The organism is Chromobacterium sp. CCUG 76385 (assembly GCF_059916625.1).
The window spans coordinates 37,108-61,052 of record NZ_JAUCGU010000020.1 but is presented as its reverse complement, the minus strand read 5'-3'; the positions used below and the strand labels follow the sequence as shown (position 1 = coordinate 61,052).

Here is a 23,945-nt window from a genome sequence, read left to right as displayed (position 1 = left end):
GATGCTTGAAATCGAAATCGACGGTAAGAAACTGACGGTGGAGCAGGGCAGCACCGTCATGGAAGCGGCCCACTCCGTTGGGACCTACATACCGCACTTCTGCTACCACAAGAAGCTGTCCATCGCGGCCAACTGCCGCATGTGTTTGGTGGAAGTGGAAAAGGCGCCTAAGCCGCTGCCGGCCTGTGCCACTCCTGTCACCGACGGCATGAAAGTCCATACCGCCTCGCCGCTGGCCAAGAAGGCCCAGGCGGGCGTGATGGAGTTCCTGTTGATCAACCACCCGCTGGATTGTCCGATTTGCGACCAGGGCGGGGAATGCCAGCTGCAAGACCTGGCTGTCGGCTACGGCAACTCCACCTCGCGCTACGAGGAAGAAAAGCGCGTGGTGGTGGGCAAGGACATGGGTCCGCTGGTCTCGGCCGAGGAAATGTCGCGCTGCATCCACTGCACGCGTTGCGTCCGCTTCACCGAGGAAATCGGCGGCTACCAGGAAATCGGCATGGCCAACCGCAGCGAGTTCTCCGAGATCCTGCCCTTCCTGGGCAAGACCGTGGATTCGGAAATCTCCGGCAACGTCATCGATTTGTGCCCGGTGGGCGCGCTGACTTCCAAGCCGTTCCGCTACAGCACCCGCGCCTGGGAACTGTCGCGCCGCAAGTCGGTGAGCCCGCATGATGGCCTCGGCTCCAACCTGATCGTCCAGGTGAAGAGCAACGAAGTGATGCGCGTGCTGCCGCTGGAAAACGAAGCCATCAACGAATGCTGGATCGCCGACCGCGACCGCTTCTCGTACGAAGGCCTGAACAGCGCTGAACGTCTCACCAAGCCGATGATCAAGTTCGACGGCAAGTGGCACGAAACCGACTGGGAAACCGCGCTGAACTACGTGGTCAAGGGCCTGAACGGCGTATCCGCCGATCATGGCAAGGACGCCATCGGCTTCCTGCTTAACCCGCACTCCACCACCGAAGAACTGCATCTGGCCCAGAAGCTGGCGCGCGCCTTCGGCGTGAACGCCATCGACTACCGCCTGCGCCGCAGCGACTTCTCCGCCGATGCCGCCAAGCAGGGCGCGGAGTGGCTGGGTTCCAGCATCGTCGAACTCGGCGACGCCAAGTCCGTGCTGGTTGTCGGCTCGTCGCTGCGCAAGGAGCAGCCGCTGCTGGCCGCCCGTCTGCGCGCTTCGGTCAAGCAGGGCAGCGAGCTGAACATTATCCACGTCGCCGACGACAATTTGCTGACCAAGATCAACGGCAAGCTGATCGTGTCGCCGCTGGCGCTGGTCAACGCCTTGTCGCAAGTGCTGAAGGCTGTGACCGAGATCAAGGCCGGCTCCGCCGAGATCGACCTGTCGTCGGTGGAGGTGTCCGAACAGGCGCGCCGCATCGCCGCCAGCCTGACCGGCGCGGAAACCGCGTCCATCGTGCTGGGCAATGTAGCGCAGCACCATCCGGCCTACAGCCAGCTGCTGTCGCTGGCCCAGGAAATCTCCCGTCTGTCCGGCGCGCGTTTCGGCATCCTGGCCGAAGCCGCCAACAGCGTGGGCGCGGAATTGGTGGGCGCGCTGCCGGCCAACGGCGACAACGCCGCCGCGATGATCGCCAAGCCGAAGAAGGCCTACTTCCTGCTGAACACCGAAGTGGAGTTCGACAGCTACAACCCGCAGGCCGCCGTGGCCGCGATGAAGCAAGCCGCTACCGTGATCGCGCTGACCGCCTACAAGGGCCAGGGCCTGCTGGATTACGCCGACGTGCTGCTGCCGATCGCGCCGTTCTCGGAAACCGCCGGCTCCTTCGTCAATATGGAAGGCAAGCTGCAAACCTTCAACGGCGTGGTGCGTCCGCTGGGCGAAACCCGCCCGGCCTGGAAGGTGCTGCGCGTGCTGGGCAATATGCTGAATCTGGCCGGTTTCGAGCAGAACAGCGCCGAGGACGTACGCGCCGAGTTCGCCCAAGGCGATCTGTCCGCCAAGCTGAACAACGCGCTGTCCAAGGTCGCCGCCAACCCGGCAGTCGCCTCCGGCATCGTCCGCGTCGGCGAAGTGCCGATGTACCAGGCCGACGCCATCAGCCGCCGCGCCAAGCCGCTGCAGGAAACCAACGAAGCCAAGGACGCCGCCGTCGCCCGCGCGCACGGCAGCCTGCTGGCCAAGCTGGGCATCGCCGCCGGTTCCACCGCGCTGCTGAAGCAGGGTTCGGGCGAGGCGCGCGTGCGCGTCGAGGCCGAGGACAGCCTGCCGGCCGACGTGGTACGGGTCGCCACCGCGCACGCAGCAACGCTGGCGCTGGGCGGCATGTTCGACGCTATCGAGATCAAGCAGGGGTAAACCATGGAGTTCTTGCAAGGTATTCTTGGCACTGACGTGGGGCTCCTGGTGTGGACCCTGCTGAAGATCATCGCCATCGTGCTGCCGATGCTGGGCGCAGTGGCCTATCTGACGCTGGCCGAGCGCAAGGTGATCGGTTATATGCAGATCCGGATCGGCCCCAACCGCGTGGGCCCGTTCGGTCTGCTGCAGCCCATCGCCGACGCGGTCAAGCTGCTGATGAAGGAAATCATTCTGCCCACCAACTCCAGCAAGGGCTTGTTCCTGCTGGCGCCGGTGCTGTCCATCGGCCCGGCCCTGGCGGCCTGGGCGGTGATTCCGTTTACCGACCACTTGGTGCTGGCCAACGTCAACGCCTCGCTGCTTTACATCCTGGCGCTGACGTCCATGGGCGTGTATGGCGTGATCATCGCCGGCTGGGCGGGCAACTCGAAGTACTCCTTCCTCGGCGCGATGCGTTCCGCCGCCCAGATCGTCTCGTACGAGCTGGCGATGGGCTTCGCCCTGGTCGGCGTGCTGATGGTGTCCGGTAGCCTGAACCTGGTCGACATCGTCAAGCAGCAGGCCGTGGGCATGGCCGGCGGTTCGCTGTTCTCCTGGAACTGGCTGCCGCTGTTCCCGCTGTTCATCGTCTACCTGATCTCCGGCGTGGCCGAAACCAACCGCGCGCCGTTCGACGTGGCGGAAGGCGAATCGGAAATCGTGGCCGGTTTCCACGTGGAATACTCGGGCATGGCCTTCGCCATCTTCTTCCTGGCCGAATACGCCAACATGATTCTGGTGGCGGCGCTGACCTCCCTGCTGTTCCTGGGCGGCTGGCTGTCTCCGTTCCCGGCTTCCTGGGGCATCCTGGGCGCCGGCGGCTTCTTTTGGCTGGCCGTGAAGATGTCGATGGTGCTGTTCTGCTTCCTGTGGTTCCGCGCCACCTTCCCGCGCTATCGCTATGACCAGATCATGCGCCTGGGCTGGAAAGTGTTCATCCCGGTGACCCTGGTGTGGATTCTGGTGGTAGGCGTGTGGATGTTTACCCCGCTGTCGATTTGGCACTGAGACAGGGGATAGGTGAAAAAATGAATTCGATCCGCAACTTTTTCAAGACCTTCCTGCTGGTGGAGCTGGTCAAGGGCCTGATGGTCACTGGCCGCTACTTCTTCGCCCGCAAGATCACGGTGCAGTTCCCGGAAGAGAAGACGCCGATCTCGCCGCGTTTCCGCGGCCTGCACGCCCAGCGCCGCTACGCCAACGGCGAAGAGCGCTGCATCGCCTGCAAGCTGTGCGAGGCGGTGTGCCCGGCGATGGCCATCAGCATCGAGTCCGAACAGCGCGACGACGGCACCCGCCGCACCACGCGCTACGACATCGACCTGACCAAGTGCATCTTCTGCGGCTTCTGCGAGGAAGCCTGTCCGGTGGACGCCATCGTGGAAACGCACATCTTCGAATACCACGGTGAAAAACGTGGCGACCTCTACTACACCAAGCCGATGCTGCTGGCTGTGGGCGACAAGTACGAGGCCGAGATCGCCGCCAACAAGGCGGCTGACGCCAAGTATCGCTAAGGGGAGGCCATGAACCTAACTACGGTAATTTTCTACGTTCTGTCCGCCATCCTGATCTTCGCCGGTCTGCGCGTGGTGACGGCCAAGAACCCGGTGCACGCCGCGCTGTATCTGGTGCTGGCTTTCTTCACCAGCGCCGGCCACTGGCTGCTGATGGAGTCGGAGTTCCTGGCGATCACCCTGGTGCTGGTTTACGTCGGCGCGGTGATGGTGCTGTTCCTGTTCGTGGTGATGATGCTGGACATCAATATCGAGCAGCTGCGCGCCGGCTTCTGGAAGAACCTGCCGGTGGCCGCTCTGGTCGGCGCCATCATGGTGTTCGAGATGGCGCTGATCTTGATGAGCCCGCAAGCCGGCCTCGGCCAGTTCAAGGCCGCCGCGCCGCTGGCCGCCGATTTCAGCAACGTCAAGCTGCTGGGCAGCCAGCTGTACACCACCTATCTGCTGCCGTTCGAAATCGCCGCCGTGGTGCTGCTGCTGGCGATGATCGCCGCCATCGGCCTGACCATGCGCACGCGCAAGGACAGCAAGGTGATCGATCCGGCCGTCCAGGTGAAGGTGCGCAGCCAAGACCGCGTCCGCATCGTCAAGATGGACGCCGTGAAAAAAGTGGAAGAGGCCGAAGCGGCCGCTTCCGGTGAGCAACAGGCCTGACGGCCAATCAACCACAAGGGAGGAAACGTGCTGACACTGACTCACTTTCTGGTGCTGGCCGCTATCCTGTTTGCCATCAGCGTGCTGGGCATCTTCCTGAACCGGAAGAACCTGATCATCCTGCTGATGGCCATCGAGCTGATGCTGCTGGCGGTGAATTTCAACTTCATCGCGTTCTCGCATTACCTGTCGGATTCTGCGGGGCAGATCTTCGTGTTCTTCATCCTGACGGTTGCCGCCGCCGAGTCCGCCATTGGCTTGGCGATTCTGGTGGTGTTGTTCCGCAACCTGCAGAGCATCAACGTTGAAGACTTGGGCAGCCTCAAGGGCTAAGGCAAACCGGAACCACAACTAAAGCACAAAAGCATGGATATGAAGAGCTTATACCTGCTGATTGCACTCGCTCCGCTGGCGGGTTCCATCATTGCAGGCCTGTTTGGATGGGCGATCGGACGGCGCGCTTCGCACGTCGTGACGATAGCCGGCGTGGCGGTGTCCGCCGCGCTGTCGCTCAAGGTGCTCCTGGGTTTCCTCAACGGAAGCGCGGAAGTGTTCAATGGACCGGTCTACACCTGGCTGACTGTCGGCGGCCACGAGTATGCGGTCGGCTTCCTGGTCGACTCGCTGACCGCGATGATGCTGGTGGTGGTCACCAGCGTGTCGCTGATGGTGCATATCTACACCATCGGCTACATGCAGGATGATCCGGGCTACCAGCGTTTCTTCAGCTACATCTCGCTGTTTACCTTCTCGATGCTGATGCTGGTGATGAGCAACAACTTCGTCCAGCTGTTCTTCGGTTGGGAGGCGGTGGGTCTGGTGTCCTACCTGCTGATCGGCTTCTGGTTCAAGCGGCCGACCGCGGTGTTCGCCAACCTGAAGGCTTTCCTGGTCAACCGCGTGGGCGACTTCGGCTTCCTGTTGGGCATCGGCATGGTGCTGGCGTACTTCGGCGGCTCGCTGAACTACAGCGACGTGTTCGCCGCCGCGCCGGCGCTGGCCCAGAAGACCATCGAGATCATCCCGGGCCACGAGTGGTCGCTGATGACCGTCACCTGCATCCTGCTGTTCATCGGCGCGATGGGCAAGTCGGCGCAGTTCCCGCTGCACGTGTGGCTGCCGGACTCGATGGAAGGCCCGACCCCGATCTCCGCGCTGATCCACGCCGCCACCATGGTGACGGCCGGCATCTTCATGGTGTCGCGCATGAGCCCGCTGTTCGAGATGTCCGACACCGCGCTGAACGTGGTGATGGTGGCCGGCGCGATCACCGCGCTGTTCATGGGCTTTCTCGGCATCGTGCAGAACGACATCAAGCGCGTGGTGGCTTACTCCACGCTGTCGCAGCTGGGTTACATGACCGTGGCGCTGGGCGCGTCGGCGTACTCGGTGGCGATGTTCCACGTGATGACCCACGCCTTCTTCAAGGCGCTGCTGTTCCTGGCGGCCGGCTCCGTGATCATCGGCATGCACCATGACCAGGACATGCGCAATATGGGCGGCCTGCGCAAGTACATGCCCATCACCTGGATCACCTCGCTGCTGGGTTCGCTGGCGCTGATCGGCACGCCGTTCTTCTCCGGCTTCTACTCCAAGGACTCGATCATCGAGGCGGTGGCCGCTTCGCATCTGTCCGCGGCCGGTTTCGCCTACTTCGCCGTGATCGCCGGCGTGTTCGTGACCGCCTTCTACTCCTTCCGCATGTACTTCCTGGTCTTCCACGGCAAGGAGCGCTGGATGCAGAACCATGGCTCGCACCACGAGCACCATGGCGATAGCGCGGATGAAGAGGTTTCCCACGATCACCACCATGGCCTGGGTCCGAACGACAAGCCTCATGAAAGCCCTTGGGTGGTGACGCTGCCGCTGGTGCTGCTGGCGATTCCGTCGGTGCTGGTCGGTTACTTCGGCATCGACAAGCTGGTGTTTGGCGACTTCTTCAAGGGCGTGATCGCCGTCAACAACGAAGCGCACCCGGCCATGGAAGAACTGGCGCATGAGTTCCACGGCGCTGTCGCCATGGGTCTGCACTCGTTCACCAGCCTGCCGTTCCTGCTGGCCCTGGCCGGCGTGGTGACCGCCTGGTACTTCTACATGAAGGCGCCGCACATTCCGGCCGCCATCAAACAGAAGTTCGCGCCGATCAACGCGCTGCTGGAAAACAAGTACTACCTGGACGAGATCTACTTCGCCGTATTCGCCAAGGGTTCCCGCGCCATCGGTACCTTCTTCTGGAAGGTGGGCGACATGCTGCTGATCGACGGCCTGCTGGTGAATGGCACGGCCAAGCTGATCGGCTGGTTCTCCAGCGTGATCCGCCGCATGCAGACCGGCTTCATCTACAGCTACGCCACCGCCATGATCATCGGCGTGCTGGGTCTGATGACCTGGTGGTTCCTGCCGTTGATTTTGCGTTGAGTCCGGCCTCCGGGATTGAAATAACAATATAGGTTTGATTATGTCCACAAATCTGCTAAGTCTGGTGATCTGGACGCCGATCCTGGCCGGCCTCGTGGTGCTGGCCACCGGCGGCGACCAGCGCGCGCCCTTGGCGCGCTGGCTGGCCTTGGCGGGGGCCCTCGCGGGCTTCCTGCTGTCGGTGCCGCTGTTCACCGAGTTCAACAACCTCAACGGCGGCATGCAGTTCGAAGAACTGAAGCCGTGGATCGCCGCGCTCAACATCAACTACCACCTGGGCGTGGACGGCATCTCGATGCTGTTCGTGGTGCTGAACAGCTTCACCACGCTGCTGGTGGTGATCGCCGGCTGGGAAGTGATCCAGAAGCGCGTGGCGCAGTACATGGCTGCCTTCCTGATCATGTCCGGCCTGATCAACGGCGCCTTTGCCGCGCTGGACGCCATTCTGTTCTATGTCTTCTTCGAAGGCATGCTGATTCCGATGTACCTGATCATCGGCGTCTGGGGCGGTCCGCGTCGCGTCTACGCGTCGATCAAGTTCTTCCTGTACACCCTGCTCGGCTCGCTGCTGATGCTGGTGGCGCTGATCTACCTGTACTTCCAGGCTGGCAAGAGCTTCGACATCCTGGCCTTCCACGCCATCGCCAAGATTCCGCTGACGGTGCAGATCCTGCTGTTCGTCGCCTTCTTCCTGTCGTTCGCGGTGAAGGTGCCGATGTGGCCGGTGCATACCTGGTTGCCGGACGCCCACGTGGAAGCGCCTACCGGCGGCTCCATGGTGCTGGCCGCGATCACGCTGAAGATCGGCGCTTACGGCTTCCTGCGGTTCGCGCTGCCGATTCTGCCGGATGCCTCGCGCGAAGTGGCGCCCATCATCATCGGCCTGTCGCTGGTGGCGGTGGTGTACATCGGCCTGGTGGCGCTGGTGCAGTCCGACATGAAGAAGCTGGTGGCGTATTCGTCCATCTCCCACATGGGCTTCGTGACGCTGGGCATGTTCCTGTTCGCCGGCAACGAAATGAACCAGTGGGCGGTGGAAGGCGCGCTGGTGCAGATGGTGTCTCACGGTTTCGTCTCCGCCGCGATGTTCTTCTGCATCGGCGTGATGTATGACCGCGTGCACAGCCGCAACATCGCCGACTACGGCGGCGTGGCCAACAAGATGCCTATCTTCGCCGCCTTCATGATGCTGTTCGCCATGGCCAACTCCGGCCTGCCGGCCACCTCCGGCTTCGTCGGCGAGTTCATGGTGATCATGGGTTCGGTGCAGGTGAACTTCTGGTACGCCGCGCTGGCCGCCACCACCCTGATCTTCGGCGCCGCCTACACCCTGTGGATGTACAAGCGCGTGATCTTCGGCGATGTGGCCAACCAGCATGTGGCGGAACTGTCCGACGTCAACAAGCGCGAGTTCCTGGTGCTGGCCATCCTGGCGGTCATGGTGCTGGGCATGGGTCTGTACCCCGAGGCTTTCGTCTCCAAGATGCACCTGGCGGTGAACGACCTGATCACGCATGTTGCGCAGAGCAAGCTGTAAGCGCGGAAGGAATACATACAAATGAATTGGGCTGATCTCAACCTGATACCTGCGATGCCGGAGCTGTTCCTGATCGGCGCCTTGCTGGTGGTGCTGATGCTGGATCTTTTCATCTCCGATGAAAAGCGCGGCATCACCTACGGCTTGACGCTGCTGACGCTGGCCGGCACCGCCGTCGCGCAGGTCTACACCTTTACCCCATACCCGGTGCATACCTTCTCTGGCATGTACGTGGCCGATCCGCTGGCCTCCCTGGTCAAGCTGGCGATGTATGGCGCCACCGCCATCGTGCTGGTGTATAGCCGCCAGTACACGGCGGATCGCGGCTTGTTCAAGGGCGAATACTTCTCGCTGTCGCTGTTCGCGCTCCTGGGCATGAACCTGATGGTGTCCGCCTCGCACTTCCTGACCCTGTACATGGGCCTGGAGCTGCTGTCGCTGGCCTTGTACTCGCTGATCGCGCTGCAGCGCGATTCGATCCCGGCCACCGAATCGGCGATGAAGTACTTCGTGCTGGGCGCGCTGGCTTCCGGCCTGCTGCTGTACGGCATCTCGATGATCTACGGCGCCACCGGCTCGCTGGAGCTGGCCACCGTCGCCAAGTCCATCAAGTCGCACGCCGCCAACCCGGTGCTGCTGATCTTCGGCCTGGTGTTCATCGTGGCTGGCCTCAGCTTCAAGCTGGGCGCCGTGCCGTTCCATATGTGGGTGCCTGATGTGTACCAGGGCTCGCCGACTTCCGTCACGCTGATGGTCGGCGCCGCGCCCAAGCTGGCCGCCTTCGTCTTCGTGCTGCGCATCCTGGCCCAAGGCCTGGACGTGCTGGTCGGCGACTGGCAGTCCATGCTGGCGATCGTGGCCGTGTTGTCCATGGCCATCGGCAACATCACCGCCATCGTGCAAAGCAACATCAAGCGCATGCTGGCTTATTCCACCATCTCGCACATGGGCTTCCTGCTCCTGGGCGTGTTGGCGGGCACCCAGCAGGGCTACGCCGCGGCGCTGTTCTACGCCGTGGTGTACGTGGCCATGTCCATGGTGGGTTTCGGCATCATCCTGGCGCTGTCGCGCAAGGGTTTCGAGTGCGAGAACATCGACGACCTGAAGGGCCTGAACAGCCGCAACAGCTGGTATGCTTTGCTGATGCTGCTGGCCATGTTCTCGATGGCCGGCATCCCGCCGCTGCTGGGCTTCTACGCCAAGTTCGTGGTGATCAAGGCCATTCTGGACATCGGCATGGTCAAGCTGGCCGTGTTCTCGGTGCTGATGTCGGTGATAGGCGCCTTCTACTACCTGCGCGTGGTCAAGGCCATCTACTTTGATGAGGCGCAGGATACCGCTCCGATCGCCGTCCGCGCCGACATGAAGGTGGTGCTGTCGCTGAACGCGCTGGCGCTGCTGGTCGTCGGTGTGCTGCCGCAATCCTTGCTGGAACTGTGCGTGCAGGCGATGCGTCAATCGCTGGGCATGATCTAAGGCAGAGGCCATGGATAGCAGCATCACCATACTGCTGGCGCTGGCCGTTGTGGCCGCCAACCTGCCGTTCGCCAGCGATCGCGTCGCCGGCTTCTTCAAGGTGGCGCGCAAGCATTTCGGCTGGCATGCGCTGGAGTTGGCGGTGCTGTTCGCCCTGGTGGGCGGCCTGGCCAGGCTGCTGGAGGCGCGCGAGATGCCGGTGCACGAACAGCACTGGCAGTTCTACGTGACGACGCTTGCCTTGTTTCTGGTGGCGGCCTTCCCGGGGTTTGTCTACCGCTATTTCTGGCATCGGCCGGCTCACTAGCCCGCTTCCGACACGCGTTCGAAAGCACTGCCACGGCAGTGCTTTTTTGTTAAGTTGTATTGCCATGGATTGCTTTATGGTGATAAAGAATTGACATTTGCATGTCTTGATCTTGATCCCGCTATCCTGAGGCGATATGAAGAAAACCATCTCTTGTCTGATCTCCGCGCTGGCCTTAGCCGGCGCTGCCCACGCCGCCGACTTGCAGCCGGCCCAGCATGCCGATTTTCCCCGCTATACCTACGCGCTGACCTGGCAGCCTGGGTTCTGTTCGACAGGGGAGGGGTGTCTGCCCGAGCAATCGCATGAAGTGCAAATCGGTTTGCATGGGCTGTGGCCCTCTGAACCGCAGAGCCTGATCGCTCAGAATGTGCCGGTTCAGCAATGGTGGGCCAAGGGCTGCGCCTTTTTCCCGCATGTGCATGCCGTGCCGGCCTTGCCTGCGGAAACGCGGGACGAATTGAAAGTGGTGATGCCGCAGCTCAAGGATGACCTGCTGCTGCACGAGTACGTCAAGCATGCTCAGTGCTTCGGCTATCCGGCACAGCAGTTTTTCGAGACGGCGCTAAAGATGCGCCAGGCGGTGGTGGATAGCGGCTTTGGCGATTATCTGCTGGGGCAAGCGGGGCAGACGCGCAGCCGCGATGAATTGCAGGGCGCCTTCGTCAAAGCCTTCGGCACCGATCAGCGGCGCGCGCTGCAATTGCAATGCGGCAAAGACAAACAAGGCCGCAATGTCTTGACGCAATTCTGGTTCACGCTCAAGGCCGACCAGCTGGCAAGCTTTCCCGCCGCGCAGAGCTTTGTGGATACCCCTGACGGCGAATACGAGGATAGCTGCGCGGAGCCGTTTGTTTTGCCTAGCTGGTAGGCGGCTATGCGGCGTCGCATCGCGACGTAGGCGATCTGGCGCTTCGCATGTGGCTGTTCTTGCAGAAGCCATACTGTGTTGAACGCACGACAGTTCTTTCGGCCAGTCAGCCTGGCGCAGACAGGCGGCGGAATGCGCATAAAGCCTGTATTAGCCCTTGTATTTCAAATTCTTAATGCGTGATGTTTCTTGTTGGAAATATTCAATATCTGTAAATATTAATTAATTTAGTTTGAGAGTGTGGCTTGCATTCTCGCTTCTTAAGGTAGATTTGAGCAGCTGGGCGCAGTATTGCCGGCATCCACTGGCCAAGCAGCTTTTGACAATCTAGTCCAAAGGGAGCGGGAATGTTTGCACGGATCCGTCTGGTGCTAATCATCTTGATCACGGCATTGCCTGCTATGGCGAGCAATCTGCAAGCCAGCAGGAATGGCGATTTTTCCCATTACACATTGGCGCTGGCCTGGCAACCAGGCTTCTGCAAGTTGAGCCAGTCCTGTCAAATGCCGCCGAATTCAGATGGCGCGCTAGGCTTGCTGGGTTTGTGGCCTTCCTTGCCGGCCAGCCTGCAGGAACAAGGCGTCAACGATGAGAGTTGGCGGCTCAAAAGCTGTTTCTACTTCAGCCATAGCGTTGATGATCCGCAGCTATCCGACGAGGTGCAGGCTCGGCTTGCCAAGGCGGTTCCGAAATTATTGGATGACGATCTGATCAGCAGCGAGTTCGTCAAACATGCCCAATGCTTCGGTTTTGCCGGCAATGATTATTTTGCGAAAGCGCTGCAATTGCGGCAGTCGGTGCTGGACAGCCCGTTCGGCAGTTATCTGAAGAATAAGCAAGGGGCGATGGTCGATCCGACTGCGGTGCGGCAGGCTTTTACCCAGGCTTTTGGCGCAGCCAGCGGAGCGGCGTTGAGCTTGCGTTGCCTGCGCGACGCGCAGCAGCGCAATGTCTTGACCAGTCTGGAAATCCAGATCTCCGCGCAAAGGCTGAATGCTTTTCCGGCAGAGGCTTCCTTATGGCATCAAGATGGAGCGGATGCGCCGGATACCTGCTATGGGCCGATATGGATTGCTAACTGAGTAGCGCTGTCCCAGCGGGGCTGGGCGCGGCCGTCCGGAAAACGTCAACATCCCCAAGGGTCAGTAGAATCGCGCCTCGCCCTGTGGCCGGCTCTTGAAGCGTTTGTGCAGCCAGAAGTACTGATCCGGGATTTCGCGGATGCGGTCTTCCAGGAAGGCGTTCATGCGGCGGGTGTCGGCCTCGATGTCCTCGCTTGGGTAGTGGTCCCAGGCCGGGTAGAACTCCAGCTCGAAACAGTCGCCGACGCGGCGCGCGATGGCCGGCACGACTTTGGCGCGCGCCAGCTTGGCGATGCGCGCCATGCCGGTGATGGTGGCCGCCTTGACGCCAAAGAAGTCGACGAACAGCGAATCGCGCACGCCGAAGTCCTGATCCGGCAGATACAAGAAAGGCGCATGGTCCTTGCGCATGGCTTTGATGATGGGGCGCAGGCCTTCCTGGCGCGACACGATGTAGGCGTTGTTGTAGCGCTGGCGGCCGGCGTAGATTTGCTGGTCCAGCGCTTCGTTCTTCTGGTGCGAGTAAACGCTGACCAGCGGGATGTATTGGTTCAGCGCGTAGACGCACATCTCGAAGCCGACGAAGTGCGGATAGAACAGGATCACGTCCTCGCCCTTGTCGCGCAGATCGGTGACGTAATGCAGGTTCTTGATGCTGACCAGATCGTCGATGCGCTTGGCCGAGCTCCACCAGCACACGCCATATTCCAGCACCATGCGTATCATGTGCTGGCAGTTCTTGCGGATCAGCCGACGGCGTTCCGCCTGCGGCATGTCCGGGAAGCATAGCCGCAGATTGATCAGACCGACGCGGCGGCGGCCGCGAGCCAGCAGGTAGGCGAGATTGCCTAGGCCGGCGGCGATGAGGCCGATAGCGCGCATCGGCAGCAGGCGGATCAGCCACAGCAGGGCAAAAGCGAGTTTCATGCGAATCCTTGTTCTGCGTCCGGCCGGCTGACGCCGGGCGGGCATTTATAGCGGTTGTAGCTCCACAGGTACTGGCAGGGGAAGCGGCGGATCAGTTGTTCCACCTGGGCGTTCATCTGCGCGCAGTCTGTCTCCTTGTCGCCGGTGAACGGTTGCGCCAATGGCTCGATATGCACGGCAAAGCCCTGCCCGCCGCGCAGCCGCTCCCCGACGAAGAACAGCGTGGTCACGCCGCTCATTTGCGCCAGGCGCGGCACCAGCGTCATGGTGTAGGCCGGCCGGCCGAAGAACGGCGCCCAGATCCCTTCGCCGTTGCCGGGCACTTGGTCGGGCAGAATGATGGTGGCCTCGCCGGATTTCAAGGCTTTCATCAGCACGCGCACGCCGGAGGCCGTGGCCGGAGCGGTTTTGCCTTTGCCGCGAGCCCGGCCGGCCTGCATCACTGGCTCCAGCCACTGCAGCTTCGGTGGGCGGTACATGGCGGTCAGCGGGAAGGGCAGGCGGGAGCTGATATAGCGTCCGGCGATATCGTAGCTGCCTAAGTGCGGAGTTACGAATATAATACCGTTGCCGTGCGCCAGCGCCTGCTCCACATGCTCCCAGCCTTCGCAGCGTTTGACCATGCCGGTGATGTCTTCCGGGCTGCGGCACCAGGCGATGGCCAGCTCCAGCGCCCCCTTGCCGGTTTCGGCCGCGCTTTGTTTGACTTTGGCTGGTAAAACCGGATAATTTTCGAAGATTTTACTAGAACTTAGATTCTCCCGCAGCCTAGCGGCGAAGCCGGGGGACGCAAGATAAGTCAGTCGCCCCAGAGCGGCACCCAAACCTTGTAGCCAGGATAAGGGGAGGTGCGCCAGGACAGACAGTAGTAAATGGACTAGCTTGGACATGAGCTCAGCAGTCTGGGTCTGAAAGCGGCCTATTTTATCACCACAGGGTTTTGTATTTTTTGGGAACGCAGAATAAATGAGTGAATACCTGTTTACCTCGGAATCCGTATCCGAAGGCCACCCGGACAAAGTCGCCGACCAGATCTCCGATGCCATCCTCGACGCCATCCTGCGCGAGGACAAGCACGCCCGCGTAGCGGCGGAAACGCTGGTCAACACCGGCCTGGTGGTGCTGGCAGGCGAGATCACCACCACCGCCAACGTCGACTACATCAAGATCGCGCGCGAAACCATCAAGCGCATCGGCTACGACGACTCCGAACTCGGCTTCGATTACCGCGGCTGCGCGGTGATGGCCTGCTACGACAAGCAATCGCCGGACATCGCCCAGGGCGTCAACGAAGGCGAGGGCCTGGATCTGAACCAGGGCGCCGGCGACCAGGGCCTGATGTTCGGCTACGCCTGCGACGAAACCCCGACGCTGATGCCGTTCCCGATCTACTACGCGCACCGCCTGGTGCAGCGCCAGGCCGAACTGCGCAAGGATGGCCGCCTGCCGTGGCTGCGTCCGGACGCCAAGAGCCAGATCACCTGCGTGTACGACGGCGCCAGCGGCCTGCCCAAGCGCATCGACACCGTGGTGCTGTCCACCCAGCATACCCCGGACATCGACCACAAGACGCTGACCGAGGCGGTGATCGAAGACATCATCAAGCCGGTGCTGCCGCCGGAAATGATCACCGCGGAAACCAAGTTCCTGATCAACCCGACCGGCCGTTTCGTCATCGGCGGTCCGCAAGGCGATTGCGGCCTGACCGGCCGCAAGATCATCGTCGACACCTATGGCGGCGCGGCGCCGCACGGCGGCGGCGCTTTCTCCGGCAAGGATCCGTCCAAGGTGGACCGTTCCGCCGCTTACGCCGGCCGTTACGTGGCGAAGAACATCGTCGCCGCCGGCCTGGCGCGCCAGTGCCAGATCCAGGTTTCCTACGCCATCGGCGTGGCGGAGCCGACCTCGATCTCGGTCGACACCTTCGGCACCAACACCATTCCGAACGAGAAGATCGTGGAACTGGTGAAAAAGCACTTCGACCTGCGTCCGAAGGGCATCATCCAGATGCTGGACCTGCTGCGTCCGATCTACGGCAAGACCGCCGCTTACGGCCACTTCGGCCGCGAAGAGCCGGAATTCAGCTGGGAACGCACCGACAAGGTGGAGGCGCTGCGCGCCGACGCCGGCCTGTAAGCGCCGAATCTGTCGAGGGTCTGGAACACCGCCTGCTCACGCAGGCGGTTTTTTTATCCGCTTTTATGATGGAATCGCCGCGCGCTTGGCGGCTCTAGCGAGCATTCGCGGGATATCCTGCCATTTGTCGCCAGGCGGGAAATCTTGGCATCGACGCTGGCGATGGATGGCTTGCGTATCGCGCCAGCATGACAACGCCTATATTTTCCGCGCGGACTAGGTATAATTACCCGGCATGCCGAGGGGCGCTGCGAGGAGGGTGTTCTCCCCAGGCTTGGCGTGCCGCCTGCCGCCCGGCGGGCGACTCAACGGCGCTCACCTGACTCATGACCGTGGCGGGCATGGGATGACGGGTGGGCCGCATCCTGCCTGGCCGCGTGAACAAGGATGCTTCACGATGGCTGATTTCTCCGATTATCACGTAGCAGATTTTTCCCTTGCCGGCTGGGGCCGCAAGGAGTTGAACATCGCCGAAACCGAAATGCCGGGCCTGATGGCGATCCGCGACGAGTATCGCGCCGCGCAGCCGCTGCGCGGCGCGCGCATCGCCGGCAGCCTGCACATGACGGTGCAGACCGCGGTGCTGATCGAAACGCTGACGGCGCTGGGCGCGGAAGTGCGCTGGGCGTCGTGCAACATCTTCTCCACCCAGGACCACGCCGCCGCCGCCATCGCCGCCGCCGGCATTCCGGTATTCGCCTTCAAGGGCGAGAGCCTGGACGAGTACTGGGAGTTCAGCCACAAGATATTCGAATGGCCCGAAGGCCAGCCGGCCAATATGATTCTGGACGACGGCGGCGACGCCACCCTGCTGTTGATGCTGGGCAGCAAGGCGGAGAAGGACATCGGCGCCATCGCGCACGCCACCAATGAGGAAGAAACCGCGCTGTTCGCGTCGATCAAGCGCCATCTGGCCATCGACCCGCAGTGGTATTCCAAGCGCCTGCAGCACATTCAGGGCGTGACGGAAGAAACCACCACCGGCGTGCACCGCCTGTACCAGCTGGAAAAGGACGGCCATCTGCCGTTCCCGGCGATCAACGTCAACGACTCCGTCACCAAGTCCAAGTTCGACAATCTGTACGGCTGCCGCGAAAGCCTGGTGGACGGCATCAAGCGCGCCACCGACGTCATGATCGCCGGCAAGGTGGCGGTGGTGCTGGGCTATGGCGACGTGGGCAAGGGCTGCGCGCAGAGCCTGCGCGGCCTGGGCGCCACCGTGTGGGTGACCGAGATCGACCCGATCTGCGCGCTGCAGGCGGCGATGGAAGGCTACCGCGTGGTGCGCATGGACGAGGTGGCCGATCAGGCCGACATCTTCGTCACCGCTACCGGCAACGTCGGCGTGATCACGCACGAGCACATGAAGAAGATGCGCAACAACGCCATCGTCTGCAATATCGGCCACTTCGACAGCGAAATCGAAGTCGCCAGCCTGCGTCAGCACCAGTGGGAAAACATCAAGCCGCAGGTCGATCACATCATCTTCCCCGACGGCAAGCGCATCATCCTGCTGGCGGAAGGCCGCCTGGTGAACCTCGGCTGCGCCACCGGCCACCCGAGCTTCGTGATGTCAAACAGCTTCACCAATCAGGTGCTGGCGCAGATCGAGCTGTTCGCCAACGGCCACAAATATGAAAAGCAAGTGTACGTGCTGCCCAAGCATCTGGACGAGAAAGTGGCGCGGCTGCACCTCTCCCGCATCGGCGCGCGGCTGACCGAGCTGTCCGACCAGCAGGCGGCCTACATCAGCGTGCCCAAGCAAGGGCCTTATAAGCCAGATCACTATCGTTATTGATTTTTGAACCAAGCCGAAACGGACAGCCCCCTAGAATGGTGCTGTCCGTTTTTTTCGGGCCCGCGCAAGCAACGGCACCCAGAGGCCGACAATGACAAGATAGCCAGGACAGCGATAGAGAGGATCACGATGACACAAACGCCGCGCACCTTCAGTTTTGAATTCTTTCCGCCGAAAACGCCGGAAGGCGTGGCCAAGCTGCGCACCACCCGCCAGCAGCTGGCCCAGTTCAAGCCGCAGTTTTTCTCGGTGACTTTCGGCGCCGGCGGAACCACCCGCGACGGCACCCTGTCTACCGTGCTGGAAATCCGCAGCGAAGGGCAGGCCGCCGCGCCGCACCTGTCCTGCGTGGGCTCCACCCGGGAAAACATCGCCGCCATCCTCAATGAGTACCGCGGCAACGGCATCCGCCACCTGGTGGCGCTGCGCGGCGATATCCCGTCCGGCATGGTGGGGGCGGGGGAGTTCCGCTACGCCAACGAGCTGGTGGAGTTCATCCGCGCCGAGCACGGCGATCATTTCCACATCGAGGTGGCGGCCTATCCGGAGTTTCATCCGCAGGCGCGCTCGGCCGATGACGATCTGGATAATTTCGTGCGCAAGGTGCGCGCCGGAGCCGACTCCGCCATCACCCAGTATTTCTTCAACGCCGACAGCTATTTCCGCTTCGTCGATGAAATCCGCGCCCGCGGACTGGACATCCCCATCGTGCCCGGTATCATGCCGATTTCCAATTTTGGCCAGCTGTGCCGCTTCTCCGACATGTGCGGAGCGGAAGTGCCGCGCTGGCTGCGCCTGCGCATGCAGGCCTATTACGACGACACCGCGTCCATCCGCGCGCTGGGCCTGGACGTGGTGACCGAGCTGTGCGACCGGCTGCTGCAAGGCGGCGCGCCGGGGCTGCATTTTTACACATTGAACCAGGCAGGCCTGGTCTCCACCATCTGGCAGAGGCTGGGCCTGTGACGGCGCGCGGGCGGCATGGGCCGCCCGCGGCCGCCAACGACAGGAAAGCCTATGCAAGACTCATTGAGCATCCAGAATCCGCCGAGAAAATCGCTGCTCGGCCAGATCATTTTCAGCAGCCGCTGGCTGCAATTGCCCATCTATCTGGGTTTGATCGTGGTGCAGGGCGTCTACGCCTGGAAATTCCTGGCGCAGTTGTGGGAACTGCTGGAAGGGCTGAATCATCTGACCGAGACCGACATCATGCTGGCGGTGCTGGGGCTGATCGATGTGGTGATGATCGCCAACCTGCTGGTGATGGTGACGGTGGGCGGTTACGAGACCTTCGTGTCGCGCTTGCGCATCGACACTCACCCGGACCAGCCGGAATGGCTGGACCACGTCAACGCCTCGGTGCTGAAAGTGAAGCTGTCGATGGCCATCATCAGCATCTCGTCCATCCATCTGCTGCAAACCTTCATCAACGCCAGCCGCATCGACGAGCACACCATCAAGTGGCAGCTGTTTTTGCATCTGGCCTTCCTGCTGTCCGCCGCGGCCATCGCCTATACCGACAAGTTGCTGGCCAGCGCGACGGCGCAGCACCAGCGGCACTGAACCGGATCCGAACAAGCAAAACGGCCCGCGAAGGGCCGTTTTGCTTATTGCGCGGGGCGTGATCACATGCCGCGCATCTGTCCCAGGGGCAGCGCGGTGGTGCGCTTGATCTCCTTCAGCACGAAGCTGGATTTGACGTCCTCCACGCCGGGGTGCTGCAGCAGCTCATCCATCACGAAGCGCGAGAAGTGCTCCATGTCTTCAAAGTACACCTGCAACAGATAGTCCATTTCGCCGGTCATGGCGAAGCAGTTGATGACTTCCGGCCAGTTCTGCACCGCTTCGATGAAGCTTTGCAGGTGCATATTGCCACGTTTTTCCAGCGTCACTCGCACCCAGGCCTGCAGGCCCAGACCGATATGCGCAGGATCGAGCAGCGCCACATATTGGCGGATCACGCCGGACTCTTCCAGCTGCTTGAGCCGGCGCAGACAGGGCGATGGCGACAGCGCCACGCGCTCGGCCAGCTCGACATTGGTCAACCGGCCATCCAGCTGCAATTCGGCCAGAATACGCAAGTCCGTCTTATCTAATGTAAGACTTGGCATATTTTCTCCTGATTATCGGTTTGTTGCGGCATTTTATTCTTCAATATCAATCATGGAAAGCAATTTGGCAAGATAATTGCTATGCACTTTCCATAGAATAAAAAGCCTAAATCGCAAACGGCAGCGCCAGACTGCCGACGCATGTCGATGGTGTGTGACAGCAGATAACGATTCATTCGGAGGAGAGCTTGCCGTGCCGCCATCGGCGGTCGGCGCCGATGCGCCCGTCCCAGGTGCGCAACGCGGTTTTCCCGTCTGCCTCTTCCCACCCTGTCGAACTGCCAACCGCCCGCAAAAGCGGGCGGGCAGGCGGCCTGCTTACATAACGCGGATCGCCTGCAGACGTTTACACACAACGCTCAAACCGAGTGGATTATCGCTTTCCGTATCATCGGAGCGCGATCTATATAACAGAGGAGAAACAGATGAAAATGGAAGCCATGCTGCAAAACCCGCTCGCCACCGACGGCTTCGAGTTTGTCGAATACACCGCGCCCGACGCGGCCGGCGTGGAAAAGCTGCGCCAGTTGTTCCTGTCGCTGGGCTTTACCGAAGTCGCCCGCCACCGCAGCAAGAACGTCAGCCTGTTCCGCCAGGGCGACATCAACTTCATCCTGAACGCCGAAACCAGCCAGCCGGCCAGTGAATTCGCCCACGCGCACGGCCCGTCGGCTTGTGCGATGGCCTGGCGCGTGAAGGATGCCGCCAAGGCCTACGAATACGCGCTGGCGCATGGCGCCAAGCCCTATCAGCGCCCGATCGGCTTCATGGAGCTGAACATCCCGGCAGTGCAGGGCATCGGCGGTTCCGCGCTGTATTTCGTCGACCGCTACGGTCCGGAACACAATATCTACGACGTGGACTTCGTGCCGGTGGACGGCGTCGATCAGCATCCGTTCGGCGTGGGCCTGACCCTGATCGACCACCTGACCCACAACGTGGCGCGCGGCAATATGGCCACCTGGGCCGACTTCTACACCAACATCGCTAACTTCCGCGAGATCCGCTATTTCGACATCGAAGGCAAGCTGACCGGCCTGGTGTCCAAGGCGATGACCAGCCCCTGCGGCAAGATCCGCATCCCGATCAACGAATCGTCCGACGACAAGAGCCAGATCGAGGAATTCCTGCGCCAGTACAACGGCGAAGGCATCCAGCACATCGCGCTGACCACCGACGACATCTACGCCACGGTGGAAACGCTGAAGGCGCGCGGCACCCGCTTCCTGGATACGCCGGACACCTATTATGAAAAGGTGGACGCGCGCGTGCCGGGCCATGGCGAGGACGTGGCCCGCCTGAAGAAGAACAGCATCCTGATCGACGGCGCGCCGGTGGAAGGCATCCTGCTGCAGATATTCACCGAAACCGTGATCGGCCCGATCTTCTTCGAGATCATCCAGCGCAAGGGCAACGAGGGCTTCGGCGAAGGCAACTTCAAGGCCCTGTTCGAGTCCATCGAGGAAGACCAGATCCGCCGCGGCGTGCTGAAGGCCTGAGCGGCCAGTCGCTGAAAGTGATTCTGAGCGTCCTTGTTTGCGCTTGTTTAAGGTTGGAGGCAAGGGCGGTCCAAGAAATTGGCCACGGAAAACACACGGAAGGGCACGGAATAATCAAGAGACGGCGCCTGCTCCCATCAAGGGGCAACGGCTTGAACTTTGGGTTTCTTCCGTGTTTTCCGTGTGCTTCCGTGGCAAAAAGGATTTTGCACAATGCGTAAATGGATCAGTTTTCCGCACCGCGAAGGCACCATCTCGCGCCAAGCCCACGCCGACTTGCCGGCCGAAGGCATCTATGAACGGGAAGTCGGCCGCAGCGGCTTCTTCGGCCCGGCCACCCACTTGCACCACAAGCATCCGCCCACCGGCTGGAGCGATTGGGAAGGGCCGCTGCGCCCGCGCGCCTTCGACCTGAACGAACTGCCTCACGGCGCGCCGGCGCCGTGGGAGGCGCTGTTGGTGTTGCACAACGCCCAGTGCAAGCTGCGCATCTGGCGCTGCGACCAGGCGATGACCCAGCTGTTCCGCAACGCCGACGGCGACGATCTGCTGTTCATCCACGGCGGCAGCGGCGAGCTGTTCTGCGACTACGGCCACCTCAGCTACCGCGACGGCGACTACATCCTGGTGCCGCGCTCCACCAGCTGGCGCATCGAGCCGGCCGAAGCCACCACCATGCTGATGATCGAAACCAGCAACGGCGCGTATCAATTGCCGGAAAAGGGACTGGTCGGGCCGCACGCCATCTTCGACGAAGCGGTGCTGGACGTGCCGGCCATCGATGACGCCTTCAAGGCGCAGCAGACTGAAGACGAATGGCAGGTGGTGATCAAGCGCCGCGGCGCGCTGTCCACCGTCACCTACCCGTACAACCCGCTGGACGCCATCGGCTGGCACGGCAATTTGTCGGTGGCGCGCGTCAACTGGCGCGACATCCGTCCGCTGATGAGCCATCGCTACCACCTGCCGCCGTCGGCGCACACCACCTTCGTCGCAGACGGCTTCGTGGTGTGCACCTTCGTGCCGCGGCCGATCGAGTCCGACCCGGGCGCGCTGAAGGTGCCGTTCTATCACAACAACGACGATTACGACGAAGTGATCTTCTACCACGCCGGCGACTTCTTCAGCCGCGACAACATCAAGCCTGGCATGATGACCTTCCACCCGGCCGGTTTCACCCACGGCCCGCATCCGAAGGCCTTCGCCAAGGCGATGAGCGACCCGAAGAAGTTCACCGACGAAGTGGCGGTGATGATCGATACCCGCGATGCGCTGGAGCAGGGCCCAGGCCTTGCCGCCGTGGAGTGGCAGGGCTACGTGGACAGCTGGAAGCCGAAAGTTTGAGCTTGAGTTCATTTCTGCTGCGCGGGCCGATCTCGAAGCTGCGATGCTCGCTGTACCACTTGTACAGCTGCGCGTCTCGCTTCGACCTCGGGCCGTCGCGACGAAATGCTCCTCAAGCCGCGCTAAGCATTTAAATAACAAGCAAGCGCGTCACTGCCTGTTAGCAGAAAGAACATCAAGATGAAATTAGCGACCTATCACAATCACACCCGCGACGGCCAGCTGATGGTGGTCAGCCGCGATCTGACCCGCGCCGTGGCGGTGCCCGCCATCGCCGCCACGCTGCAGGCCGCGCTGGACAACTGGGCGCAAGCCGAGCCGCGGCTGAAGGAAGTCTACAACGCCATCAACCATGGCCAGGTGCCGGACGAAGTCGCCTTCGACGCCAAGCGTTGCCTGAGCCCCTTGCCGCGCGCCTATCAATGGGCCGACGGCAGCGCCTACCTGAACCACGTGGAACTGGTGCGCAAGGCGCGCGGCGCCGAGGTGCCGGCCAGCTTCTACACCGATCCCTTGATGTACCAGGGCGGTTCCGACGCCTTCCTGGCGCCGACGGCCGACATCCCGCTGCGCGACGAAGCCTGGGGCCTGGATTTCGAAGGCGAAGTCGCGGTGATCACCGGCGATGTGCCGCTGGGCGCGCCGGCCGATGAGAAGCATATCCGCCTCTTGATGCTGGTGAATGACGTCACGCTGCGCAACCTGATCCCGGCCGAGCTGGCCAAGGGCTTCGGCTTCTTCCAGAGCAAGCCGGCCACCGCGTTCTCGCCGGTCGCCGTCACCCCGGACGAGCTGGGAGAAGCCTGGCAGGGCGGCAAGGTGCATCTGCCCTTGCTGGTGGACTACAACGGCGCCTTCTACGGCAAGCCCAATTGCGGCGTGGAGATGCAGTTCAGCTTCCCGCAACTGGTGGCGCATGTGTCCAAGACCCGCGAGCTGGCGGCCGGTTCCATCATCGGCTCCGGCACCATCTCCAATCATGACCGCAGCGTCGGTTCCTGCTGCCTGGCCGAACAGCGCATGATAGAAACCATCGAGCAGGGCGCGCCCAAGACCCCGTTCATGAAGGCGGGCGACACCGTGCGCATCGAGATGAAAGACGCCGCCGGCCGCAGCATCTTCGGCGCCATCGAGCAGGCTGTGGTGGCGCATGGCTGAGCGCGTTCTATACGGCTACTTCCGCTCCAGCGCGGCGTATCGGGTGCGCATCGCGCTGAACCTGAAGGGCTTGGCTTACCAGTACCGGGCGGTCAATCTGCTGCAGGGCGAGCAGCGCAGCGCCGAGTACCTGGCCATCAATCCGCACGGCCTGGTGCCGCTGCTGGACGACGGCGGGGTGAGGATCGCCCAGTCGCTGGCCATCTGCGAATACCTGGACGAGGCCTATCCGGATTCGCCGCGGCTGTTGCCGGCGGATCCCGCGCTCCGGGCGCAGGCGCGCTCGATCGCGCTGGCCATCGCCGCGGACATCCACCCGCTGCAGAATCCGCGCGTCGGCAAGTATCTGCAGGCGGAGTTCGGCGCGGGCGAGGAGGGCAAGACCGAGTGGATACGCCACTGGATACGCACCGGCTTCAACGCGCTGGAACAGCAGCTGGCTCAGAGCGCCGGCCGCTATGCGGTGGGCGATGAGCCGACGCTGGCCGACATTTGCCTGCTGCCGCAGGTGTTCGGCGCGCGCCGCTTTGGCGTGGACCTGGCGCCGTATCCGACCATCTTCCGCATTGCGGAGGCCTTGGAGGCGCTGCCGGCATTTGCCGACGCGCATCCGGCCAAGCAGCCGGACGCGGTGTAAGTGTTTGATCCGGCAGCCCGGGCGCGTTGAGCGGCCGGGCTGTTTATGTTTTCAGGCGGATGGCGAGCCGTTTTTTTGCAATTATGCCTTGACTCAAAAGCC

At 62.1% G+C, this 23,945-nt stretch carries 22 protein-coding genes and 1 riboswitch; of the genes, 19 read left to right on the top strand and 3 right to left on the bottom strand.

The features are described 5' to 3' along the window. Position 1: 1 nt before the first annotated feature. The 11 genes from nuoG (at position 2) to QUG01_RS13465 (ending at position 12,233) form a co-directional block, all read left to right on the top strand. A complete protein-coding gene (gene nuoG, locus QUG01_RS13515) occupies positions 2 to 2,329 on the top strand; it encodes an NADH-quinone oxidoreductase subunit NuoG (RefSeq protein WP_500830597.1) in 2,328 nt (775 codons plus the stop codon). Between the two features lie 3 nt (positions 2,330 to 2,332). Next, complete coding sequence (gene nuoH / locus QUG01_RS13510) at positions 2,333 to 3,379, top strand: NADH-quinone oxidoreductase subunit NuoH (RefSeq protein WP_500830596.1); 1,047 nt, start codon at positions 2,333 to 2,335, stop codon at positions 3,377 to 3,379. 29 nt (positions 3,380 to 3,408) lie between these two features. Continuing rightward, complete coding sequence (nuoI, locus tag QUG01_RS13505; protein WP_199153626.1) at positions 3,409 to 3,888, top strand: NADH-quinone oxidoreductase subunit NuoI; 480 nt, start codon at positions 3,409 to 3,411, stop codon at positions 3,886 to 3,888. Positions 3,889 to 3,897: 9 nt separating this feature from the next. Then, entirely contained in the window at positions 3,898 to 4,542 is a 645-nt protein-coding gene (locus QUG01_RS13500; RefSeq protein ID WP_500830595.1) for an NADH-quinone oxidoreductase subunit J, read from the top strand. Positions 4,543 to 4,569: 27 nt separating this feature from the next. Beyond that, the gene (gene nuoK / locus QUG01_RS13495) at positions 4,570 to 4,875 is read left to right on the top strand and encodes an NADH-quinone oxidoreductase subunit NuoK (protein WP_011134506.1); all 306 of its coding nucleotides are present in this window, start codon (positions 4,570 to 4,572) and stop codon (positions 4,873 to 4,875) included. Between the two features lie 33 nt (positions 4,876 to 4,908). Further along, positions 4,909 to 6,960 (top strand): NADH-quinone oxidoreductase subunit L, encoded by a 2,052-nt coding sequence (gene nuoL, locus QUG01_RS13490; protein ID WP_500830594.1) that lies wholly within the window; start codon positions 4,909 to 4,911, stop codon positions 6,958 to 6,960. Between the two features lie 37 nt (positions 6,961 to 6,997). Next, positions 6,998 to 8,497 carry an NADH-quinone oxidoreductase subunit M gene (locus QUG01_RS13485; RefSeq protein ID WP_500830606.1) on the top strand — a complete coding sequence of 500 codons (1,500 nt, stop codon included), beginning with the start codon at positions 6,998 to 7,000 and terminating at the stop codon, positions 8,495 to 8,497. Between the two features lie 21 nt (positions 8,498 to 8,518). Beyond that, positions 8,519 to 9,973, top strand: a complete 1,455-nt coding sequence (nuoN, locus tag QUG01_RS13480) for an NADH-quinone oxidoreductase subunit NuoN (RefSeq protein WP_500830593.1) — start codon at positions 8,519 to 8,521, stop codon at positions 9,971 to 9,973. Between the two features lie 10 nt (positions 9,974 to 9,983). Next, entirely contained in the window at positions 9,984 to 10,280 is a 297-nt protein-coding gene (locus QUG01_RS13475; RefSeq protein WP_500830592.1) for a DUF2818 family protein, read from the top strand. A gap of 136 nt (positions 10,281 to 10,416) precedes the next feature. Next, entirely contained in the window at positions 10,417 to 11,151 is a 735-nt protein-coding gene (locus QUG01_RS13470) for a ribonuclease T2 family protein (RefSeq protein ID WP_500830591.1), read from the top strand. Between the two features lie 347 nt (positions 11,152 to 11,498). Then, positions 11,499 to 12,233 (top strand): ribonuclease T2 family protein, encoded by a 735-nt coding sequence (locus tag QUG01_RS13465; protein ID WP_500830590.1) that lies wholly within the window; start codon positions 11,499 to 11,501, stop codon positions 12,231 to 12,233. 60 nt (positions 12,234 to 12,293) lie between these two features. Here the strand turns inward: QUG01_RS13465 and QUG01_RS13460 are convergent, their stop codons facing one another. Together QUG01_RS13460 and QUG01_RS13455 are read right to left on the bottom strand one after the other, a co-directional pair. Further along, complete coding sequence (locus QUG01_RS13460; RefSeq protein WP_500830589.1) at positions 12,294 to 13,160, bottom strand: lipid A biosynthesis lauroyl acyltransferase; 867 nt, start codon at positions 13,158 to 13,160, stop codon at positions 12,294 to 12,296. After that, a complete protein-coding gene (locus QUG01_RS13455; protein ID WP_500830588.1) occupies positions 13,157 to 14,050 on the bottom strand; it encodes a lysophospholipid acyltransferase family protein in 894 nt (297 codons plus the stop codon). Before QUG01_RS13455 ends, QUG01_RS13460 begins: the two co-directional genes overlap by 4 nt. Before the next feature lie 76 nt (positions 14,051 to 14,126). Between QUG01_RS13455 and metK the strand changes: the two genes are divergently transcribed. The 4 genes from metK (at position 14,127) to QUG01_RS13435 (ending at position 18,657) form a co-directional block, all read left to right on the top strand. Further along, a complete protein-coding gene (gene metK, locus QUG01_RS13450; RefSeq protein WP_307910147.1) occupies positions 14,127 to 15,296 on the top strand; it encodes a methionine adenosyltransferase in 1,170 nt (389 codons plus the stop codon). Positions 15,297 to 15,530: 234 nt separating this feature from the next. Then, a riboswitch (S-adenosyl-L-homocysteine riboswitch) is annotated at positions 15,531 to 15,620 on the top strand. Positions 15,621 to 15,693: 73 nt separating this feature from the next. Continuing rightward, complete coding sequence (gene ahcY, locus QUG01_RS13445; RefSeq protein WP_500830587.1) at positions 15,694 to 17,094, top strand: adenosylhomocysteinase; 1,401 nt, start codon at positions 15,694 to 15,696, stop codon at positions 17,092 to 17,094. A 129-nt stretch (positions 17,095 to 17,223) separates the two neighbouring features. Further along, entirely contained in the window at positions 17,224 to 18,060 is an 837-nt protein-coding gene (gene metF, locus QUG01_RS13440) for a methylenetetrahydrofolate reductase [NAD(P)H] (RefSeq protein ID WP_043623599.1), read from the top strand. A gap of 51 nt (positions 18,061 to 18,111) precedes the next feature. Continuing rightward, the gene (locus QUG01_RS13435) at positions 18,112 to 18,657 is read left to right on the top strand and encodes a TIGR00645 family protein (RefSeq protein ID WP_103318326.1); all 546 of its coding nucleotides are present in this window, start codon (positions 18,112 to 18,114) and stop codon (positions 18,655 to 18,657) included. Positions 18,658 to 18,719: 62 nt separating this feature from the next. On the opposite strand, the gene QUG01_RS13430 is transcribed toward QUG01_RS13435, so the two are convergent. Beyond that, positions 18,720 to 19,205, bottom strand: coding sequence for an Lrp/AsnC family transcriptional regulator (locus tag QUG01_RS13430; RefSeq protein WP_043623593.1), 486 nt, complete (start codon positions 19,203 to 19,205; stop codon positions 18,720 to 18,722). 425 nt (positions 19,206 to 19,630) lie between these two features. Between QUG01_RS13430 and hppD the strand changes: the two genes are divergently transcribed. From hppD to maiA, 4 genes are all read left to right on the top strand, one after another. Continuing rightward, the gene (hppD, locus tag QUG01_RS13425; protein ID WP_043623590.1) at positions 19,631 to 20,704 is read left to right on the top strand and encodes a 4-hydroxyphenylpyruvate dioxygenase; all 1,074 of its coding nucleotides are present in this window, start codon (positions 19,631 to 19,633) and stop codon (positions 20,702 to 20,704) included. A gap of 213 nt (positions 20,705 to 20,917) precedes the next feature. Beyond that, the gene (locus tag QUG01_RS13420) at positions 20,918 to 22,048 is read left to right on the top strand and encodes a homogentisate 1,2-dioxygenase (RefSeq protein ID WP_500830586.1); all 1,131 of its coding nucleotides are present in this window, start codon (positions 20,918 to 20,920) and stop codon (positions 22,046 to 22,048) included. Between the two features lie 180 nt (positions 22,049 to 22,228). Further along, positions 22,229 to 23,206 (top strand): fumarylacetoacetate hydrolase family protein, encoded by a 978-nt coding sequence (locus tag QUG01_RS13415; protein WP_500830585.1) that lies wholly within the window; start codon positions 22,229 to 22,231, stop codon positions 23,204 to 23,206. Next, positions 23,199 to 23,843, top strand: coding sequence for a maleylacetoacetate isomerase (gene maiA / locus QUG01_RS13410; RefSeq protein WP_500830584.1), 645 nt, complete (start codon positions 23,199 to 23,201; stop codon positions 23,841 to 23,843). The genes QUG01_RS13415 and maiA overlap by 8 nt, the downstream gene beginning before the upstream one ends. Positions 23,844 to 23,945: the final 102 nt, after the last annotated feature.

Excerpts from the sequence above, each read along its gene's own strand:
- QUG01_RS13415 (WP_500830585.1), top strand. The coding sequence starts at position 22,229 with ATGAAATTAGCGACCTATCACAATCACACCCGCGACGGCCAGCTGATG.
- nuoN (WP_500830593.1), top strand. The coding sequence starts at position 8,519 with ATGAATTGGGCTGATCTCAACCTGATACCTGCGATGCCGGAGCTGTTC.
- metK (WP_307910147.1), top strand. The coding sequence starts at position 14,127 with ATGAGTGAATACCTGTTTACCTCGGAATCCGTATCCGAAGGCCACCCG.
- QUG01_RS13455 (WP_500830588.1), bottom strand. The coding sequence starts at position 14,050 with ATGTCCAAGCTAGTCCATTTACTACTGTCTGTCCTGGCGCACCTCCCC.
- QUG01_RS13460 (WP_500830589.1), bottom strand. The coding sequence starts at position 13,160 with ATGAAACTCGCTTTTGCCCTGCTGTGGCTGATCCGCCTGCTGCCGATG.
- ahcY (WP_500830587.1), top strand. The coding sequence starts at position 15,694 with ATGGCTGATTTCTCCGATTATCACGTAGCAGATTTTTCCCTTGCCGGC.
- QUG01_RS13465 (WP_500830590.1), top strand. The coding sequence starts at position 11,499 with ATGTTTGCACGGATCCGTCTGGTGCTAATCATCTTGATCACGGCATTG.
- QUG01_RS13420 (WP_500830586.1), top strand. The coding sequence starts at position 20,918 with ATGCGTAAATGGATCAGTTTTCCGCACCGCGAAGGCACCATCTCGCGC.
- nuoL (WP_500830594.1), top strand. The coding sequence starts at position 4,909 with ATGGATATGAAGAGCTTATACCTGCTGATTGCACTCGCTCCGCTGGCG.
- maiA (WP_500830584.1), top strand. The coding sequence starts at position 23,199 with ATGGCTGAGCGCGTTCTATACGGCTACTTCCGCTCCAGCGCGGCGTAT.
- metF (WP_043623599.1), top strand. The coding sequence starts at position 17,224 with ATGACACAAACGCCGCGCACCTTCAGTTTTGAATTCTTTCCGCCGAAA.
- nuoH (WP_500830596.1), top strand. The coding sequence starts at position 2,333 with ATGGAGTTCTTGCAAGGTATTCTTGGCACTGACGTGGGGCTCCTGGTG.
- QUG01_RS13500 (WP_500830595.1), top strand. The coding sequence starts at position 3,898 with ATGAACCTAACTACGGTAATTTTCTACGTTCTGTCCGCCATCCTGATC.
- hppD (WP_043623590.1), top strand. The coding sequence starts at position 19,631 with ATGAAAATGGAAGCCATGCTGCAAAACCCGCTCGCCACCGACGGCTTC.
- nuoG (WP_500830597.1), top strand. The coding sequence starts at position 2 with ATGCTTGAAATCGAAATCGACGGTAAGAAACTGACGGTGGAGCAGGGC.
- QUG01_RS13475 (WP_500830592.1), top strand. The coding sequence starts at position 9,984 with ATGGATAGCAGCATCACCATACTGCTGGCGCTGGCCGTTGTGGCCGCC.
- QUG01_RS13470 (WP_500830591.1), top strand. The coding sequence starts at position 10,417 with ATGAAGAAAACCATCTCTTGTCTGATCTCCGCGCTGGCCTTAGCCGGC.
- QUG01_RS13435 (WP_103318326.1), top strand. The coding sequence starts at position 18,112 with ATGCAAGACTCATTGAGCATCCAGAATCCGCCGAGAAAATCGCTGCTC.
- QUG01_RS13430 (WP_043623593.1), bottom strand. The coding sequence starts at position 19,205 with ATGCCAAGTCTTACATTAGATAAGACGGACTTGCGTATTCTGGCCGAA.